The sequence below is a fragment of the Hydrogenophaga sp. T66 genome (assembly GCF_057219855.1).
The window spans coordinates 586,845-601,816 of record NZ_JBXVVX010000002.1 but is presented as its reverse complement, the minus strand read 5'-3'; the positions used below and the strand labels follow the sequence as shown (position 1 = coordinate 601,816).

The following is a 14,972-nucleotide window of genomic DNA, read 5'->3' as shown; positions in this document are numbered from 1 at the left end:
GCCTCACTTCTGCACAAGGTATTCGGGGCAGCCCATCACCATCAGGATGGCGGCCCACACGCGGCGGTTGCGGGCGTCGGCGCTGCTGCTGGCCGTCAGGGGCGTGGCGTCCAGCGCGCTGACCATGAGGTCCTGCGTGGCCAGCGAGATCTGGCCGGCGGCCAGCACGACGTTGAGGTGACGCACGAGCGCGCGGGCGTCATTCACCAGCGCCAGTTCGCGGCTGTAGTTGGCGCGCACGTCGCGTGAACTGCTGCTCCAGTCCGCTTGCGGCAGAGACGGCGTTGGACAGTTGATGCCCAGCTCGATCACGCCCTGCATGAAGTTCAGGTAGCCGCCCACGCTCGTCTCGTTGACCAGCTGGAACTCGGGTGCGGTGGCGTTGGCCGTGGCCATGGCGGTGGCCGGCGGCACGTAGCCAGGCCGGAAGAAGTTGAACACCGAGGGCGCGCGCAGCGGGCTCTGCCCGAGTTGGGTGCCCGGGTTGGCCAGGTCGAAGACCTTCCAGCTGCCCGCGGCCGAGGCCACGTTGAAGCTGCGCGCCCACTGGATGAAGCGCACCATCGGCTCACGCAGTTTGCCGTGGGCCGGGTCGGTGAGCGAGGCGTCGCCGCGGGCCTCTTCGTCGAGCAGGATCGCGGTCCACACCGCCTGCAGGTCGCCGCGCACGCCGCGTCCGTTGTCGTTGAACTTCGATGCCACCCGCGCCACGTAAGCCGGGCTGGGGTTGCTGGTGACCAGGCGCTGGATCATCTGCCGGGCAAAGAACGGCCCGACGTTGGGGTGGTTGAACAGCGTGTCCATCGCCATCGTCATCGCCTGCCGCCCGGGCGTGCCGGCGGGCACGGTGGTGCCCAGGAAGCGCGCCTCCAGCGTGGAATGGCGGCTCTCGATCAGCCGCATCGGCTTGTTGGCGAAAGCCTTGGATTCGATGGTCCAGGTCTGGCCGGGCACGGTGTGGCGCACGCCGTCGGTGGTGTCGAAGTCCCAGCCGGTGAACACGCGCGCCAGGTTGGTCACATCCGCCTGCGAGTAGCTCTCCACGGGCACGCCGCCGCTCATCACCGGCGTGCCGTCGAGGTTGAGCCGCACCAGGCCGATGGTGAAGAGCTGCATCACCTCACGGGCGTAGTTTTCGTCGGGGACGCGGCCGGTCGCCGGGTTTTCCTTCTGGTTGCCTTTGGTGTTGAGGAACCAGCCCATGGCCGGATGCAGGGTCACGTCTTCGAGCAGCTGGCGGAAATTGCCGAAGGCGTTGCGCATCAGCATGTCCCACCACGACGCGTAGGCGTGGCTGCGCCAGGTGAATTCAGCCGACGCCATGGAGCTCACGAAGAACTCCGACAGCGCCAGCGCGCAGCGCTTGCGCATCATCTCGGGGCCGCTGAGCAGCTGGCCCCAGATCATGAAGTCGGCGGGGTAGGTGTTGAAGAAATAGCTGTGGGTGTCCACCGCGCCGTAGCCGCGGGCTTCCAGCCAGTCCCAGCCGCCCGGGGCGCGTGGCCCTTGGTACTGCCGCGCCAGCCACATGGGAAAGCCTTCGCTGCGCACCGCCGCGATCTCGGCCGGCGTGGAGGAAAACTGGGCCTGCTGCAGGAAGCGGGCGGCTTGCGCGTCGGTGCTGGCCGACAGGTGCGCATAGCCGGTGGTGGGAAAGTCGACCACCGGCACGAAGGGCGCTGCGGCGCTCCCGCCGCCCTCTCCTCCCCCGCCGCCGCCGCAGGCCGCCAGCAGCGCCGTGGACGCCAGCGCGAGGCCGGCCGCCGGGCCGCCGGGCCCGCGTTCAGCCTCGGACGGTGCCGTTCGTTCCGGGCTGGGTGTGACTGGGGTGGGCCGTTCGGCCGTGGTGGGTGGCGCTGCCATCGCTCGGTCCTCCATCGCAATGGAGCGCGAGTCTAGGAAGGCCGCCGCCGCGCGCCGGGGGTGTTTTCGGATCGTTACAAATGGCTGTCGCGGCGCCGCCGCAGCCGCCGAACGGCATACCGTTCGGGGGTATCTCAGCCGCCAGCCGTCGCGTCGGGCGTGCGCGCCGCGTGCAATTCGTCACGCGTTTTCAGGGCCGCGGCCCGCGCCGCGGCCGCAAAGTCGGCGCCGCGCGACGCGTACAGGATGGCGCGCGAGGAGTTCACCACCACATGCCCCGTGGTCACGCCGCCCCGTTCGCGCAGGCCGGCCTGCACCGTGGCGCGCGCATCCCCACCCTGGGCGCCCACGCCGGGGATCAGCAGCGGCAGCGTCGGGGCGAGTTCACGCACGCGGCGGATCTCGGCGGGGTAGGTGGCGCCCACCACCAGCCCGAGCTGGCCATTGAGGTTCCACGGGCCCTGCGCGAGACGGGCGATGTGTTCATACACCCGCGGCTCGCCATCGACCCCGGCCAGTCGTTGCGCCTGCAGGTCGTCACCGCCGGGGTTGGACGTGCGGCAGAGCAGGAACGCGCCCTTGCCGTGGCGCCGGAGGTAGGGCTGCACCGAGTCGAAGCCCATGAAGGGAGACAGTGTCACGGCGTCGGCGCCGTAGCGCTCGAACGCTTCGATGGCGTACTGCTCCGCGGTGCTGCCGATGTCGCCGCGCTTGGCGTCCAGGATCACCGGCACGGTGGGCGCGGCGCGGCGGATGTGGGCGATCAGGCGTTCGAGCTGGTCCTCCGCGCGGTGGGCGGCGAAGTAGGCGATCTGGGGCTTGAAGGCCAGCGCGAGATCGGCGGTGGCATCGACGATGGCGCTGCAGAAGTCGGCAATGCGCGCCGGCTCACCGCGCCAGACCTCGGGAAACTGGGCTGGGTCGGGGTCGAGGCCCACGCACAGCAGCGATCCATTCTGGCGCTGCGCCGCGCCCAGCATGTCGAGGAAAGTCATGCCCGGATTTTAGGCGGCGCCCCGGGTGGGTGACACCGCGCGCCGCGGGGCACGCCTACACTGCCGGCCCATGCCCGTCATCAGCCGCCAACACACGATCCTGCTGGTCTGCCTCACCCTGGTGTGGGGCATCAACTGGCCCATCATGAAGCTGGGCGTGACCGGGTTTCCGGGCATGAGCTTTCGCGCGCTCAGCATGTGGATCGGTCTGCCGGTGCTGGGGCTTTTCCTGTGGTGGCGGCGCGAGCCGCTGCGCGTGCCGCGCGCCCACTGGCGCGAACTGGGCTGGCTGACCGTGTTCAACATGCTGGTGTGGCACACGCTGGCGATCGTGGCCATCCAGTCGCTGTCCAGCGGGCGGGCCGCGATCCTGGGCTACACGATGCCGGTGTTCTCGGCGGTGGTTGGCGCGCTGCTGTTCAGCCAGCGCCTGTCGCCGCGCGCCTGGGCCGGCGTGGGCGCTGCGGCGCTGGCGGTGGTGCTGCTGCTGTGGCACGAGATCACCGCGCTCACCGGCCGGCCGTTGGCGGTCTTGCTGATGCTCGCCGCGGCGGCGGCCTGGGCGGTGGGCACGCAGATGATGCGCCGCACGCAGATACCGGCGTCCACGCTCGCGCTGAGCTTCTGGATGACGGTGATCACCACGCTGTGGATGACGGTGCTGGCCACCGCACTGGAAAGCCACCGCTGGCATTGGCCGAGCGCGGCGGTGTGGGGTGCCACGGTCTACAACGCGCTGGGGGTGTTTGCGTTCGCGCAGGTGGCGTGGCTGATCCTGGCGCGCGCGTTGCCGCCGATCGCGTCGACGCTGTCCGTGATGTTCATCCCGGTGCTGGGGGTGTTCAGCGGCGCCTGGTGGCTCGGGGAAGTCCTGCACTGGCAGGACTGGGCCGCGGTGGCGCTGATCATTGTGGCGATCGCCTCGGTGTTGTGGCCGGCGCGGCGCGCCGACGCCTGAGCGGCTCGGGCGACGCTCAGGCGGGCGGCGCGTCGAGCTGCTCCATCGCCAGGCACAGGTCGGCCCACGCCTTGCCCTTGTCCGCGGGGCTGCGCAACAGATAGGCCGGGTGGTAGCTCACCACGACCGGCACGCCCTCGTAACGATGCACCCGACCGCGCAGCTGGCCGATGGGTTTGTCGGTCTTGAGCAGGCTCTGCACCGCGAAGCGGCCCAGCGCGAGGATCAGCCGCGGTTGCACGAGCGCCACCTGACGCGCGAGGAAAGGCTCGCAGCGGGCCACCTCGTCGGGCTGCGGGTTGCGGTTCGACGGCGGCCGGCACTTGAGGACGTTGGCGATGAACACCGCGCGCTCGGCGTCGGGGGCTGTGCGGTCGCGCTGCACCGCGCGCAGCATCGCGTCGAGCAGCTGCCCGGCCGCGCCCACAAAGGGCTCGCCCTGCCGGTCTTCTTGTTCGCCCGGGGCTTCGCCCACGATCATCAGCGGCGCCCGCTCGTGGCCCACGCCGAACACCGTGCGCTGGCGCGTGCGGCACAGGCCGCAGGCCTGGCAGGCCGCCACCGCCGCCCGCAGCGCGGGCCAGTCCATGGCCAGGACCGGATCCGCGCGGCCTCGATCCGCCGCCAGCGGGACCGCGGCCGCGGCAGCCGCGCCCGGTGCGGCGGCGCGGGACGGGGCCGCGATGGGCTGCGGGGCGGGCGCGGGTGCCGCTGTGGACTCGGCCGGCTCGACCGCGCGCACGACCGGCGCGCTGGCCGCCTTCGGCGCCCACACCCGCACACCCATCTCGGCGAGCATGGCGCGCTGGCGCGCGTCGAGGTCTTGTACCCAGCTCATGCGATCGGCGGGTGTTCGCGCAGGCCCGCCACCAGCGGCAGGCGCATGACGATGGCGTCCTCGCGCTGCGGGCCCGCCAGCGGGTAATAGCCCCGCCGCCGCCCGACCGCCTCGAAGCCGTGGGCCTCGTATAAGCGGCGCGCGGGCGTGTTGCTCTCGCGCACCTCCAGCCACAGCCACTGCGCCCGCTGGCCCCGCGACCACAGGGCGAGGGCGTCCAGCAGGAAGCGCGCCCAGCCCTGTCGCTGGTGCGCCGGGGCCACGGTGATGTTGAGCAGATGCACCTCGTCCACACCGGCCATGGCCACGAGGTAGCCCAGCAGCACGCGGCCGTCGGCGCGCGGCGGGTGCTCCGACTCGCCCGGCAGGGCCTCGCCGAGCAGCAGGATCGCCGGGTGACCGGCCTGCAGCGAGTCGCGGAAATGGCGCCGGCTCCACGGGTGGCCATAGGCGCGGACCTCGACCGCGTGGACGGCGTCCAGGTCGGCCTCGGTCATCGGTTCGAAGGCGATGCGGCGCGCCGCGCGGCCGGGGCGGGCGGGGTGCGGCTGGTCGACCGGTGGCGCGGGCCACAGGCCGTGCGCCCAGTCGGGCAGCAGCGCGGCGTCGCTCATCGCACTGCCTCCGATGCCGCCGCCTGCGGGGGCACAGCGGCCAGCGCTTCCCGCTCCGCCGTGGTGCGCGCCACCTGATCGCGCACGTACAGCGGCAGGGCGGCGGCCGCCGGCACGGCCTCGCCCAGGGCCCAGTGCCGCGGGGCCAGGCGCAGCAGCGCGGCCGCGTCGGGCAGCGCGTCCACCCCCGGCGCGGGCAGCGTGCCCAGCCGCGCGCCGTAGGCCGTCCAGGCGTTGCCGGCCAACAGCGTGCCCGCGTCGGCCGCCACGGTGGCGCCGCGCAGCCAGCCGCCGAAGTCATCTGGCGCGCACAAGCGGGCGGGTGCCACCGGGGTCCAGTCCGCACCGTCGTGCTCGTAGGCCGCCACGTACAGCTCGTCCATGCGCGCGTCCAGCGCCGCCACCGCGCGCAGGGGGCCGGCCCGCTCCTGTGCGGCGCGGGCGGCTTCGGCCAGCGCGAGCAGCGTGTCAATGGGCAGCACCGGCAGGCCGTGGGGGCGGTGATCGTCGCGCGCACCATAGGCCAGGCCCTGGGCCACGGCGCACGCGGTGCGCAGCCCGGTGAAGGCGCCCGGGCCGCGGCCAAACGCGATGGCCGTCAGATCGGTCAGCGCCCAGCCCGCTTCCTGCAACAGGCGCTGCACGGCCGGCAACAGGTCGCGCGAGGCCTGGGCGCCGCCCGCGCCGGTGTGTGACCACACCGGGTCGTCCGCCGATCCGGTGCCCAGCGCCACCGACAGCCGGTCGGTGCTGGACTCGATGGCGAGGAAGCGGGGCGGGGCGCTGGGAAGCATCGCCGGATTATCGGCCAGCCCCTGCGCGCGGGCCGGATAATGGCCCGCGTGATGTCCCTCTACCGCGCTCTTTGCCGGCCGTGGGCGGTCGCCGCCTGGGCGCTGCTGCCCGCGGCGCTGACCGCGCCGCCCGCGCTCGCCCAATCCGCCCTGCCGGCGCCGGTGCTGCGCGCGCTGCAGCGCGCCGACGTGCCGCCCCAGGCCCTGGGTGCTTTTGTCGTGGCGCTCGACGCCCCCGGGCAGGTGCGCCTGCGTCACCAGGCCGACCAGCCGGCCAACCCCGCGTCGGTGATGAAGCTGGTGACCACCTTCGCCGCGCTCGACCTGCTGGGCGCCGAACACACCTGGCGAACCCGGTTCTACACCGACGGCACGCTCGACAACGGCGCGCTGCGCGGCAACCTGTACATCCGCGGCGGCGGCGATCCCAAGCTCGTCATCGAGCGCCTGCAGGAGGCCTACGCCGCGCTGCAGGCGCAGGGTGTGCGGCTGATCCTCGGCGACATGGTGCTCGACCACAGCGCCTTCGAATTGCCCGCCACCGACCCCGGCGCGTTCGACGGCGAAGCCCTGCGCCCCTACAACGCCACGCCCGACGCGCTGCTCTTCAACTTCAAATCGGTCATCCTCAGCTTCCAGCCCGATCTGGCGGCTGGCGTGGCGCGCGTGCTCAGCGAGCCGCCCCTGGCCGGGCTGGCGATTGACGCGAGCGTGCCGCTGGACCGCCAGGCCCGCTGCGCCGACTGGCGGGGTGCCCTGCGCGCCCGCTTTGATGACCCCGACCGCATCCGTTTCGAGGGCCGCTACCCGGCGGCCTGCGGCGAGCTGAAGTGGCCGGTTGCCTACCACCAGCCCACCAGCTACGCCGCGCGCGGCTTCGAGGGCCTGTGGCGCGCCAGCGGCGGCCTGCTCACCGGTCGTGTGCGCGAAGGCCTCACGCCGACCAGCGCGGTGCTCCTCCATGAAGCCCGGTCCCTGCCGCTGGCCGACGTCATCACCGACGTCAACCAGTGGAGCAACAACGTCATGGCCCAGCAGGTGTTCCTCACGCTCGGCCAGCTCTCGACCCAGGCCGCGCCGCAGCCCGCGCCCGGCCTCCCGCGGCGCAGCAGCTTCGAGCGCGCGCGCGAGGTCGTCAGCCAGTGGTGGGCCCGGCGCTTCGGCCCGCGGGTGCCCGCCCCGCTGGTGGACAACGGCTCGGGCCTCAGCCGCGACGAGCGCATCACCCCCGAGGCCCTGGGCGCGCTGCTGCGCCAGGCCGCCCAGCACCCGCAAGGCGCGGCCTTCGTGCAGTCGCTGGCGGTGGCCGGCGTCAGCGGTACCGCCCAACGCATCGCCCGCGACCCCCGCAGCCCGGCCCACGCCAACGCCTTCCTCAAAACCGGCACCCTGCGCGACGTCGGCGGCATCGCCGGTTACGTCAACGCCGCCAACGGCGCGCGCTATGCCGTGGTCGGCCTGATCAACCACCCCAACGCCAGCGCCGCCCGCCCCGCGCTCGAAGCCCTGGTGGAGTGGGTGGCCGCCCAGCCCGACTGACCACCCCCATGCCCGCCTGGCCCGACCTCATCGGCTTCGCCGCCGCCACCCTCACCACCGCCAGCTTCATCCCCCAAGCCTGGCTCACCTTCCGCACCCGCGACGTCAGCGGCATTTCCCTGGGCATGTACAGCGCCTTCACGCTCGGCGTGGCGCTGTGGCTGGTCTATGGCCTGTGGCTCGGCGCCTGGCCGATCGTGGTGGCCAACGCCATCACCCTGGCGCTGGCGGCGGCGATCCTCGTGATGAAGTGGCGGTTTGGCCGGGTTTCTGGAACCCGCCCCCGACCATCGGCATAAACCCTTCTGTTCCAAGCGCCGCGCGACCCCTACCATCCGTCGGTCCCGAACGACCGTTCGGAAATTTGACGTCCCGAGGAGATCTTCATGCGTTTGCGTACTTGGCTGGCCGCTGCGGCCGCCACGGCTTTGTTGGCCGCTTGCGGCGGCGGGGGTGAGCCCTTCCGTTATGAAAAAACGGTCGTGTTCGGCGACAGCCTCAGTGATGTGGGGACGTACCGCGTCGGAACGATCGCTGCATTGGGCGGCGGGCGCTGGACGATCAACGACGCGCCCAACAGCGACTTGTGGGTGGACCGCGTGGCCAGCAGTCTGGGCATGAGCAAGACCTGCGCCGCGGAAACGGGACTGCTCCCGAACCTCGCACCTCCGTTTGTCGGCGCCCCAGTGACTGCGGTCTCCGGGTGCTTCAACTACGCCCAGGGCAGCGCTCGCATCACCAGTCCACTCGGGCCACAGTCGGTTGCTTCGCAAACCGTGCTCGGCGAGACCAATCCGGGCTTCATGGCCAAGCCAATTCAACAGCAAATCGCACGGCATCAGGCGGTCAGTCCATCCGGTCGATTCAGTCCACGCGATCTGGTGATCGTGCTGGCCGGCGCCAACGACGTGTTCATGGAGCTTGGGCTTATCGGCACACCCGCAGGTGCCGCTACGCCGGCAGGTGCCATTGTCAACATGACCACCCACGGTACCGCGCTGGCGAACCTCATCCGCAATGAAGTGGTGGGCAAGGGGGCACAGCGGGTACTGGTGGTGAACGTACCGTACGTCGCTGGGACCCCGTTTGCACAGGCGGCTGACGTATCAGCGCCGGGCACTGCAGCGTTGATTGATTCTCTGGTGCGAGCGTTCAATACCGCCTTGGCAGCAGGGCTGAATGGTGTGCCCAACGTGCGCCTGGGAGATGCATACAGCGTCAGCGAAGACCAGTTCAACCGGCCCGGTGTCTACGGAATCGTCAACAACACGGCGGTCGCGTGTGGTGCCAATCTTTTCGGCAGCCCGGCAGGCAGTGCGCTAATCTGCAACACGGGTAACTTGGCCGTCTCCGCGTCCGACGCTCAGGGCTATCAATACGCCGATAGCGTGCACCCCACGCCCTACGGCCATCGCCTGCTCGCCGACTTCGCGCTGCAGCAGCTCTCGATCGCCGGCTGGCGCTAAACGCCCCCGCGCGGCGCGCCGCTCAGGCCGCCGCGCGTTGCAGCCGGTCGCGCACGCCGTCCCACGCCGGGTCGGCGGGCGGCGTTTCCACCCAGATCAGCTTCACACCGCGGGCGTCGAGCTCGCGCAGCGCAGCGAACAACTCGTGGGCGCTGGCCGCGGCGTCGTCGGGCATGCGCCGCACCACCACGCCGGCGGCGGCCCTGATCGGTCGGCGAGCGTAGACGGCGATGTGTGTCGCATCGCTGCCCAACACCTCCAGCGCGGTCTGCAACGACGCGCCGTCCATCAGCCGCACCCGCGCCCGCGGCGCGTAGTGCGAGGCCAGCGTGCCCGAGGCGCGCGGGCTGTCACCATCCCGGTCGCGCAACGGCTCGCCGGCCACCCGCTCGATGTCGGCCGCACCGATCATGCCCGGGCGCAGCAACACGGGATGCCCGCGCGAGGCGTCGACGATGGTCGATTCAATCCCCACCGCGCAGTCGCCGCCGTCGATCACGAGCAATGCTTCCTGGTCGAGCGCGGCGAATTCCTCCATCACGTGCGCGGCCCGCGTGGGGCTGACGCGGCCGAAGCGGTTGGCGCTGGGCGCGGCCACGCCGTGCACGCCCGCCGCGCACGCGGCCGACAACACCGCCTGCGCCACCGGATGCGCCGGGCAGCGCAGGCCGATGGCGGCCTGGCCGCCGGCCGCGGCGGCCGCGTGTTCCGGGCGGCGCGGCAGGATCAGCGTGAGGGGGCCGGGCCAGAACTGCGCCATCAGGCGCTCGGCGAAGGCCGGCACCGACTGCGCGTAGCGGTCCACACCCGCGCGCCAGCCGCGGCCGTCCGGCCCGGCAGCGAGGTGAACGATCAGCGGGTGGTCGGCCGGCCGTCCTTTGGCCGCGAACACCGCGGCGACCGCCGCCGGCTGGTCGGCGTCGGCGCCGAGTCCGTACACGGTCTCGGTGGGCAGGCCAATCAGCCGGCCCGCGGCCAGCTGGGCGGCGGCCTCGGCGGGCGCCTGCGGGTCGGCGGCGTCGAGGAGGCGCGGCATGGCGGCGGGCGAAAAGGCGGCGGGCGCGTGTCCGCGCGGGCTCAGCCGTCCAGCCCGGGCAGGCCCAGCAGCGCCAGCGCCTGGGCGGCGGTGGAACGCACCGCCGCCACGTCGGGCCCGGTCACGGTGAGGTGGCCCATCTTGCGGCCGCGGCGCGCGCTCAGCTTGCCGTACAGGTGCAGGTGGGTGCCCGGCAGGGCCAGCACGGCGGCCCACGGTGGCGAAAGTGGCGCGTCGCCGGCGGCGGGCCGCGCGCTGTGGGCGTCGTACCAGAGGTCACCCAGCAGGTTGATCATGATGGCCGGGCTGTGCTGGCGCGGCGTGGGCAGCGGGAGCCCGGCGAGCGCGCGCACCTGCGCCTCAAACTGCGACAGATCGCAGGCGTCCATCGTGTAGTGGCCGCTGTTGTGCGGCCGCGGCGCCATCTCGTTGACCACCAGCGAGGGCGCGCCGTTGGCGTCGTCCACGATGAAAAACTCCACGCACAGCACGCCCACGTAGTTCAGCTCGGCCGCGATCGCCTCGGTGGCGCGCTGCGCCTGTGCCGCCAGCGCGGCGTCCACCGCGCCGGGGTAGACCTCGGTCAGGGCCAGGATGCCGTCGCGGTGGGTGTTTTTCTGCACCGGGAAGCTCACGCACTGGCCATCGGCGCCGCGCGCCACGATCACCGAGCACTCGGCCCGCAAGGCCAGCCGCTTTTCCAGCACGCAGGGCACGCGATGGAGCGAGTCCCAGGCGGCCGCGAGCTCGGCGCGGTCGTTCACCCGCACCTGACCTTTGCCGTCGTAGCCCAGGCGGGCCGTCTTCAGGATGCCGGGCAGCAGGTCGCCCGGGACCGCGGCGAGCAGTTCGGGCGTGTCGATCGCGGCGTAGGGCGCGGGGTGCACGCCGCTGCGCGGTGCGCTGCGCACGAAATGCGCCTTCTCCCGCACGCGGTCCTGCGCGACCGCCACGCAGGCGGACGCCGGGGCCACCGGCCGGTGGGCGCCGAGCGTGAAGAGCGCGCCGGCCGGCACGTTCTCGAACTCGGTGGTGATGGCCTCGCAACGCTGCATCAGCTGCGCCAGGCCCTGCTCGTCGTCGTACGCGGTCTGGATGTGGAAATGGCTGACGAGCCCGGCCGGGCTGGCTGGGTCGGGGTCCAGCACGGCGGTGAAATAGCCCATGGCCTGCGCGGCCTGCACGAACATGCGGCCCAGCTGGCCACCGCCCATGACGCCCAGGGTGATTTGCTGGCCGGTGGCCGACAGGCTGCCGGGCAGAAGGGTCTTCATCATGGTCGTGTCCTCAGGCGGTGGGCGGCAGGGTCATGGCGCGCGCGGCGGCAGTCTGCGCGGCGCGGAAGGCCTGCAGCCGCTCGCGCAGCGCCGGGTCGTGGTTGGCCAGCAGGGCCACGGCGAACAGGGCCGCGTTGGCCGCGCCGGCCGCCCCGATGGCGAAGGTCGCCACCGGCACGCCCTTGGGCATCTGCACGATGCTGTGCAGCGAGTCCACGCCCTGCAGGTGGCGGCTGGCCACCGGCACGCCGAGCACCGGCACCACCGTCTTGGACGCGATCATGCCCGGCAGGTGCGCCGCACCGCCGGCGCCGGCGATGATGGCCTGCAGGCCACGCCCGGCGGCCGCCTCGGCGTAGGCAAACATGTCGTCCGGCATGCGGTGCGCCGACACCACCTTCGCCTCGTGGGGGATGTTGAATTCCTGCAGGATCTGCACGGCGTGTTGCATGGTGTCCCAGTCGCTGCTGGAGCCCATGACCACGCCCACGGCGATGGGGTTCATGTGGGGCGCTTTCGAGGGAGAAGCCGCCGGAGCGCGGGCTCCGGTAAAGTCGTGATTTTACGGTTCGCCCCCCACCCGCCATGATCGACGTCACCATCGCCAACTTCGAAGCCGAGGTCATCGAAGCCTCCCGCCACACCCCGGTGCTCGTCGACTTCTGGGCGCCGTGGTGCGGCCCGTGCAAGGTCATCGGCCCGCTGCTGGAAAAGCTCGAAGCCGCTTACGGCGGGCGCTTCAAGCTGGTCAAGATCGACTCCGATCAGGAGCAGCAACTCGCCGGTGCCTTTGGCATCCGCAGCATCCCCACCTGCGTGCTGATGAAGAACGGGCAGCCGGTCGACGGTTTCATGGGTGCGCTGCCCGAGGGCCAGATCCGCGCCTTCCTCGACAAGCATGTGCCCACCGAGGGCGAACAGCAGGCCGAGGAAGACGACGCCGCCGCGCAGGAGGCGCTCGTGGCCGGTGATGTGGACGCCGCGCTGGACAAGCTGCGCGCGGCGGTGCAGGCCGATCCCGCCAACGACGATGCGCGCTTCGATCTCGTCAAGCTGCTGCTGGAGGTGGGGGACGACGACGAAGCCAAGGTGGCCTTCGCCCCGGTGATCGCCAAGGCCGCCGGCGTGCGCCGGCTCGATTCCCTGCGCCGCTGGATGGCCGCGCGCGATGCGCAGGCCGATGTGGCCGACCCCAACGCGCAGGCCGCCGCGCTGCAGGCGCGCATCGCCGCCAACAAGCGCGATTTCGAGGCTCGCTTCGCGCTGGCCCAGCTCTACTGGGCGTTCAACGAGCCCACCGCCGCGATGGACGAGCTGCTGGAAATCCTCATGCGCGACAAGGCCTGGAACGAAGACCTCGCGCGCAAGACCTTCATCGCCGTGCTCGACGTGATCGAGCCGCCCAAGCCCAAGGTGGCCGAAGGCCAGGTGCCGCCGGAAGACCCGACGGTGGCGACCTACCGGCGCCGGCTCTCCAGCGTGGTGCTGAGCTGAATCGCCGGGCTGGCGGTGTCGCCCCGGCCGCGGGTCAGCCGGTCAGGCGGCGCAGCGCTTCCTGGTACTTCTCGGCGGTCTTCTCGATGACCTCGCGCGGCAGCCGCGGAGCCGGTGCGGTCTTGTCCCAGGGTTTGCCACCGACGGTGGCGGTCTCCAGCCAGTCGCGCAGGTACTGCTTGTCGTAGCTCGGCGGATTGCTGCCTTCGCGGTAGCTCTCGGCCGGCCAGTAGCGGGAGCTGTCGGGCGTGAGCACCTCGTCCATCAGCACCACGCGGCCTTGCGCGTCCAGGCCGAATTCGAACTTCGTGTCGGCGATGATGATGCCCTTCTCCAGCGCGATGGCCGCCGCCGCCTGGTAGAGCGCGATGGCGGTGTCCCGGATCTGCGCGGCCACGCGCTCGCCGACCATGGCCACGGTGCGTTCGTAGGTGATGTTCTCGTCGTGCTCACCGACCTCGGCCTTGGCCGCCGGCGTGTAGATCGGCGCCGGCAGGCGCGAGGCGTTTTTCAGGCCCTCGGGCAGCGGCACGCCGCACACCGAGCGGCTTTCCTGGTACTCCTTCCAGCCGCTGCCTGCCAGGTAGCCGCGCACGACCGCCTCCACCGGGATCGGCTTGAGCCGCTGCACCAGCATCGAACGGCCCGCCACCTGCGGCACTTCCGCCGGCGACACCACGCTCTCGGGCGCGTCGCCGGTCAGGTGGATCGGGCAGATGTTGAGCCCCTTGGGGCCCAGCCGGTCAAACCAGAACAGCGAGAGCTGCGTCAGCAGCGCGCCCTTGCCCGGGATCGGCTCGCCCATGATCACGTCGAACGCGCTGATCCGGTCGCTGGCGACCATCAGGATGCGGTCATCGCCCACGGCGTAGTTGTCGCGCACCTTGCCGCGCGCCAGCAGCGGCAGGGAGGTCAGGTTGGAGGTGTGCAGGGCGGTCGTCATGGCGGGCGGGGCAAGAAAAAGGCCCGTTGAACGCTCAACGGGCCCGGTGCGGTTCGGCCGGATTATCGCAAGTTCGCGGCGCTCAGTGCACGACCTGGGCCAGCTCGCCGGCGCTGTATTTCTGCGCCATCACGCTCAGCGGCGTGCCCTTGACCTTGCCACCCTGGCCTTCGCAGCCGAATTCGAGGTAGCGCGCCTTGCAGACCTGCTTGGCGGCTTCGCGGGCGGGCTTGAGCCACTCGCGGGCGTCGAACTTGTCCGGATTCTCGGCCATGAACTTGCGCACGGCGCCGGTCATCGCCAGGCGGATGTCGGTGTCGATGTTGATCTTGCGCACGCCGAACTTGATGGCTTCCTGGATTTCCTTGATCGGCACACCGTAGGTCTGCTTCATCTGGCCGCCGTACTGGTTGATGATGTCCAGCAGCGCCTGCGGCACCGACGAGGAGCCGTGCATCACCAGGTGGGTGTTGGGGATGCGGGCGTGGATTTCCTTGACGCGGCCGATGGCCAGAATGTCGCCGGTGGGCGGGCGGCTGAACTTGTAGGCGCCGTGGCTGGTGCCGATGGCGATGGCCAGGGCGTCGAGCTGGGTGGCCTTGACGAACTGCGCGGCCTCTTCCGGGTCGGTCAGCATCTGGCTGTGGTCGAGCTTGCCGGCCGCGCCGATGCCGTCTTCCTCGCCGGCATCGCCGGTTTCCAGGTTGCCCAGGCAGCCGAGTTCGCCCTCGACGGTCACGCCGACCCGGTGCGCCATCTCGACGACGCGACGGGTGACGTCCACGTTGTAGTCAAAGGACGCCGGCGTCTTGCCGTCTTCCATCAGCGAGCCGTCCATCATCACCGAGCCGAAGCCCAGGTCGATGGCGCCCTGGCAGACGGTGGGGCTGGTCCCGTGGTCCTGGTGCATCACCAGCGGAATGTGCGGGTAGCTCTCCACCGCCGCCTGGATCAGGTGCTTGATGAAGGGCTCACCGGCGTATTTGCGGGCGCCGGCGCTGGCCTGCAGGATCACCGGCGCGCCGACCTCGTCGGCCGCGGCCATGACAGCCTGCACCTGTTCGAGGTTGTTGACGTTGAACGCCGGAATGCCGTAGCCGTGGGTGGCGGCGTGGTCGAGCAGTTCGCGCATGGAAACGAGCGGCATGGATATCC

The 14,972-nt window shown here is 71.4% G+C and carries 15 protein-coding genes; 5 read left to right on the top strand and 10 right to left on the bottom strand.

Annotated elements, in window-relative coordinates:
* Positions 1-3: 3 nt before the first annotated feature.
* The gene (locus tag AC2D80_RS11820; protein ID WP_484633212.1) at positions 4-1,863 is read right to left on the bottom strand and encodes a DUF1800 domain-containing protein; all 1,860 of its coding nucleotides are present in this window, start codon (positions 1,861-1,863) and stop codon (positions 4-6) included.
* 134 nt (positions 1,864-1,997) lie between these two features.
* A complete protein-coding gene (gene pyrF / locus AC2D80_RS11815; RefSeq protein WP_484633211.1) occupies positions 1,998-2,858 on the bottom strand; it encodes an orotidine-5'-phosphate decarboxylase in 861 nt (286 codons plus the stop codon).
* 70 nt (positions 2,859-2,928) lie between these two features.
* On the opposite strand from pyrF, the gene AC2D80_RS11810 reads away from it, so the two are divergent.
* Complete coding sequence (locus AC2D80_RS11810) at positions 2,929-3,816, top strand: DMT family transporter (RefSeq protein WP_484633210.1); 888 nt, start codon at positions 2,929-2,931, stop codon at positions 3,814-3,816.
* A 16-nt stretch (positions 3,817-3,832) separates the two neighbouring features.
* Here the strand turns inward: AC2D80_RS11810 and AC2D80_RS11805 are convergent, their stop codons facing one another.
* From AC2D80_RS11805 to tsaB, 3 genes are read right to left on the bottom strand one after another with little or no spacing between them, the layout of a single operon-like run.
* Entirely contained in the window at positions 3,833-4,654 is an 822-nt protein-coding gene (locus tag AC2D80_RS11805; RefSeq protein WP_484633209.1) for a uracil-DNA glycosylase, read from the bottom strand.
* On the bottom strand, positions 4,651-5,268 hold the full coding sequence (gene rimI, locus AC2D80_RS11800; protein ID WP_484633208.1) for a ribosomal protein S18-alanine N-acetyltransferase: 618 nt from the start codon (positions 5,266-5,268) through the stop codon (positions 4,651-4,653). The genes AC2D80_RS11805 and rimI overlap by 4 nt, the downstream gene beginning before the upstream one ends.
* Complete coding sequence (gene tsaB / locus AC2D80_RS11795) at positions 5,265-6,062, bottom strand: tRNA (adenosine(37)-N6)-threonylcarbamoyltransferase complex dimerization subunit type 1 TsaB (RefSeq protein WP_484633207.1); 798 nt, start codon at positions 6,060-6,062, stop codon at positions 5,265-5,267. The genes rimI and tsaB overlap by 4 nt, the downstream gene beginning before the upstream one ends.
* 51 nt (positions 6,063-6,113) lie before the next feature.
* Here tsaB and dacB point away from each other — a divergent pair, with 51 nt between their 5' ends.
* From dacB to AC2D80_RS11780, 3 genes are all read left to right on the top strand, one after another.
* The gene (gene dacB, locus AC2D80_RS11790) at positions 6,114-7,601 is read left to right on the top strand and encodes a D-alanyl-D-alanine carboxypeptidase/D-alanyl-D-alanine endopeptidase (RefSeq protein WP_484633329.1); all 1,488 of its coding nucleotides are present in this window, start codon (positions 6,114-6,116) and stop codon (positions 7,599-7,601) included.
* 8 nt (positions 7,602-7,609) lie between these two features.
* Complete coding sequence (locus AC2D80_RS11785; protein WP_484633206.1) at positions 7,610-7,900, top strand: SemiSWEET family sugar transporter; 291 nt, start codon at positions 7,610-7,612, stop codon at positions 7,898-7,900.
* A gap of 87 nt (positions 7,901-7,987) precedes the next feature.
* The gene (locus AC2D80_RS11780; RefSeq protein WP_484633205.1) at positions 7,988-9,067 is read left to right on the top strand and encodes an SGNH/GDSL hydrolase family protein; all 1,080 of its coding nucleotides are present in this window, start codon (positions 7,988-7,990) and stop codon (positions 9,065-9,067) included.
* A 22-nt stretch (positions 9,068-9,089) separates the two neighbouring features.
* On the opposite strand, the gene AC2D80_RS11775 is transcribed toward AC2D80_RS11780, so the two are convergent.
* Genes AC2D80_RS11775 through purE form a run of 3 tightly spaced genes read right to left on the bottom strand, consistent with a single transcriptional unit; the run spans position 9,090 to position 11,885 of the window.
* Positions 9,090-10,103 carry an L-threonylcarbamoyladenylate synthase gene (locus AC2D80_RS11775; protein ID WP_484633204.1) on the bottom strand — a complete coding sequence of 338 codons (1,014 nt, stop codon included), beginning with the start codon at positions 10,101-10,103 and terminating at the stop codon, positions 9,090-9,092.
* A 41-nt stretch (positions 10,104-10,144) separates the two neighbouring features.
* Positions 10,145-11,380 carry a 5-(carboxyamino)imidazole ribonucleotide synthase gene (locus tag AC2D80_RS11770; RefSeq protein ID WP_484633203.1) on the bottom strand — a complete coding sequence of 412 codons (1,236 nt, stop codon included), beginning with the start codon at positions 11,378-11,380 and terminating at the stop codon, positions 10,145-10,147.
* A 10-nt stretch (positions 11,381-11,390) separates the two neighbouring features.
* Complete coding sequence (gene purE / locus AC2D80_RS11765) at positions 11,391-11,885, bottom strand: 5-(carboxyamino)imidazole ribonucleotide mutase (RefSeq protein ID WP_484633202.1); 495 nt, start codon at positions 11,883-11,885, stop codon at positions 11,391-11,393.
* 80 nt (positions 11,886-11,965) lie between these two features.
* Here purE and trxA point away from each other — a divergent pair, with 80 nt between their 5' ends.
* Entirely contained in the window at positions 11,966-12,874 is a 909-nt protein-coding gene (trxA, locus tag AC2D80_RS11760) for a thioredoxin (protein WP_484633201.1), read from the top strand.
* Positions 12,875-12,908: 34 nt separating this feature from the next.
* On the opposite strand, the gene AC2D80_RS11755 is transcribed toward trxA, so the two are convergent.
* Positions 12,909-13,817, bottom strand: a complete 909-nt coding sequence (locus tag AC2D80_RS11755; protein ID WP_484633200.1) for a phosphoribosylaminoimidazolesuccinocarboxamide synthase — start codon at positions 13,815-13,817, stop codon at positions 12,909-12,911.
* A gap of 82 nt (positions 13,818-13,899) precedes the next feature.
* On the bottom strand, positions 13,900-14,964 hold the full coding sequence (gene fba, locus AC2D80_RS11750; RefSeq protein WP_484633199.1) for a class II fructose-bisphosphate aldolase: 1,065 nt from the start codon (positions 14,962-14,964) through the stop codon (positions 13,900-13,902).
* Positions 14,965-14,972: the final 8 nt, after the last annotated feature.

Bases quoted from the DNA above. Each gene is read 5' to 3' on its own strand.
- tsaB (WP_484633207.1), bottom strand. From the start codon at position 6,062: ATGCTTCCCAGCGCCCCGCCCCGCTTCCTCGCCATCGAGTCCAGCACC.
- trxA (WP_484633201.1), top strand. From the start codon at position 11,966: ATGATCGACGTCACCATCGCCAACTTCGAAGCCGAGGTCATCGAAGCC.
- AC2D80_RS11775 (WP_484633204.1), bottom strand. From the start codon at position 10,103: ATGCCGCGCCTCCTCGACGCCGCCGACCCGCAGGCGCCCGCCGAGGCC.
- fba (WP_484633199.1), bottom strand. From the start codon at position 14,964: ATGCCGCTCGTTTCCATGCGCGAACTGCTCGACCACGCCGCCACCCAC.
- AC2D80_RS11780 (WP_484633205.1), top strand. From the start codon at position 7,988: ATGCGTTTGCGTACTTGGCTGGCCGCTGCGGCCGCCACGGCTTTGTTG.
- AC2D80_RS11805 (WP_484633209.1), bottom strand. From the start codon at position 4,654: ATGAGCTGGGTACAAGACCTCGACGCGCGCCAGCGCGCCATGCTCGCC.
- rimI (WP_484633208.1), bottom strand. From the start codon at position 5,268: ATGAGCGACGCCGCGCTGCTGCCCGACTGGGCGCACGGCCTGTGGCCC.
- purE (WP_484633202.1), bottom strand. From the start codon at position 11,885: ATGAACCCCATCGCCGTGGGCGTGGTCATGGGCTCCAGCAGCGACTGG.
- AC2D80_RS11770 (WP_484633203.1), bottom strand. From the start codon at position 11,380: ATGATGAAGACCCTTCTGCCCGGCAGCCTGTCGGCCACCGGCCAGCAA.
- AC2D80_RS11785 (WP_484633206.1), top strand. From the start codon at position 7,610: ATGCCCGCCTGGCCCGACCTCATCGGCTTCGCCGCCGCCACCCTCACC.
- AC2D80_RS11755 (WP_484633200.1), bottom strand. From the start codon at position 13,817: ATGACGACCGCCCTGCACACCTCCAACCTGACCTCCCTGCCGCTGCTG.
- dacB (WP_484633329.1), top strand. From the start codon at position 6,114: ATGTCCCTCTACCGCGCTCTTTGCCGGCCGTGGGCGGTCGCCGCCTGG.
- pyrF (WP_484633211.1), bottom strand. From the start codon at position 2,858: ATGACTTTCCTCGACATGCTGGGCGCGGCGCAGCGCCAGAATGGATCG.
- AC2D80_RS11820 (WP_484633212.1), bottom strand. From the start codon at position 1,863: ATGGCAGCGCCACCCACCACGGCCGAACGGCCCACCCCAGTCACACCC.
- AC2D80_RS11810 (WP_484633210.1), top strand. From the start codon at position 2,929: ATGCCCGTCATCAGCCGCCAACACACGATCCTGCTGGTCTGCCTCACC.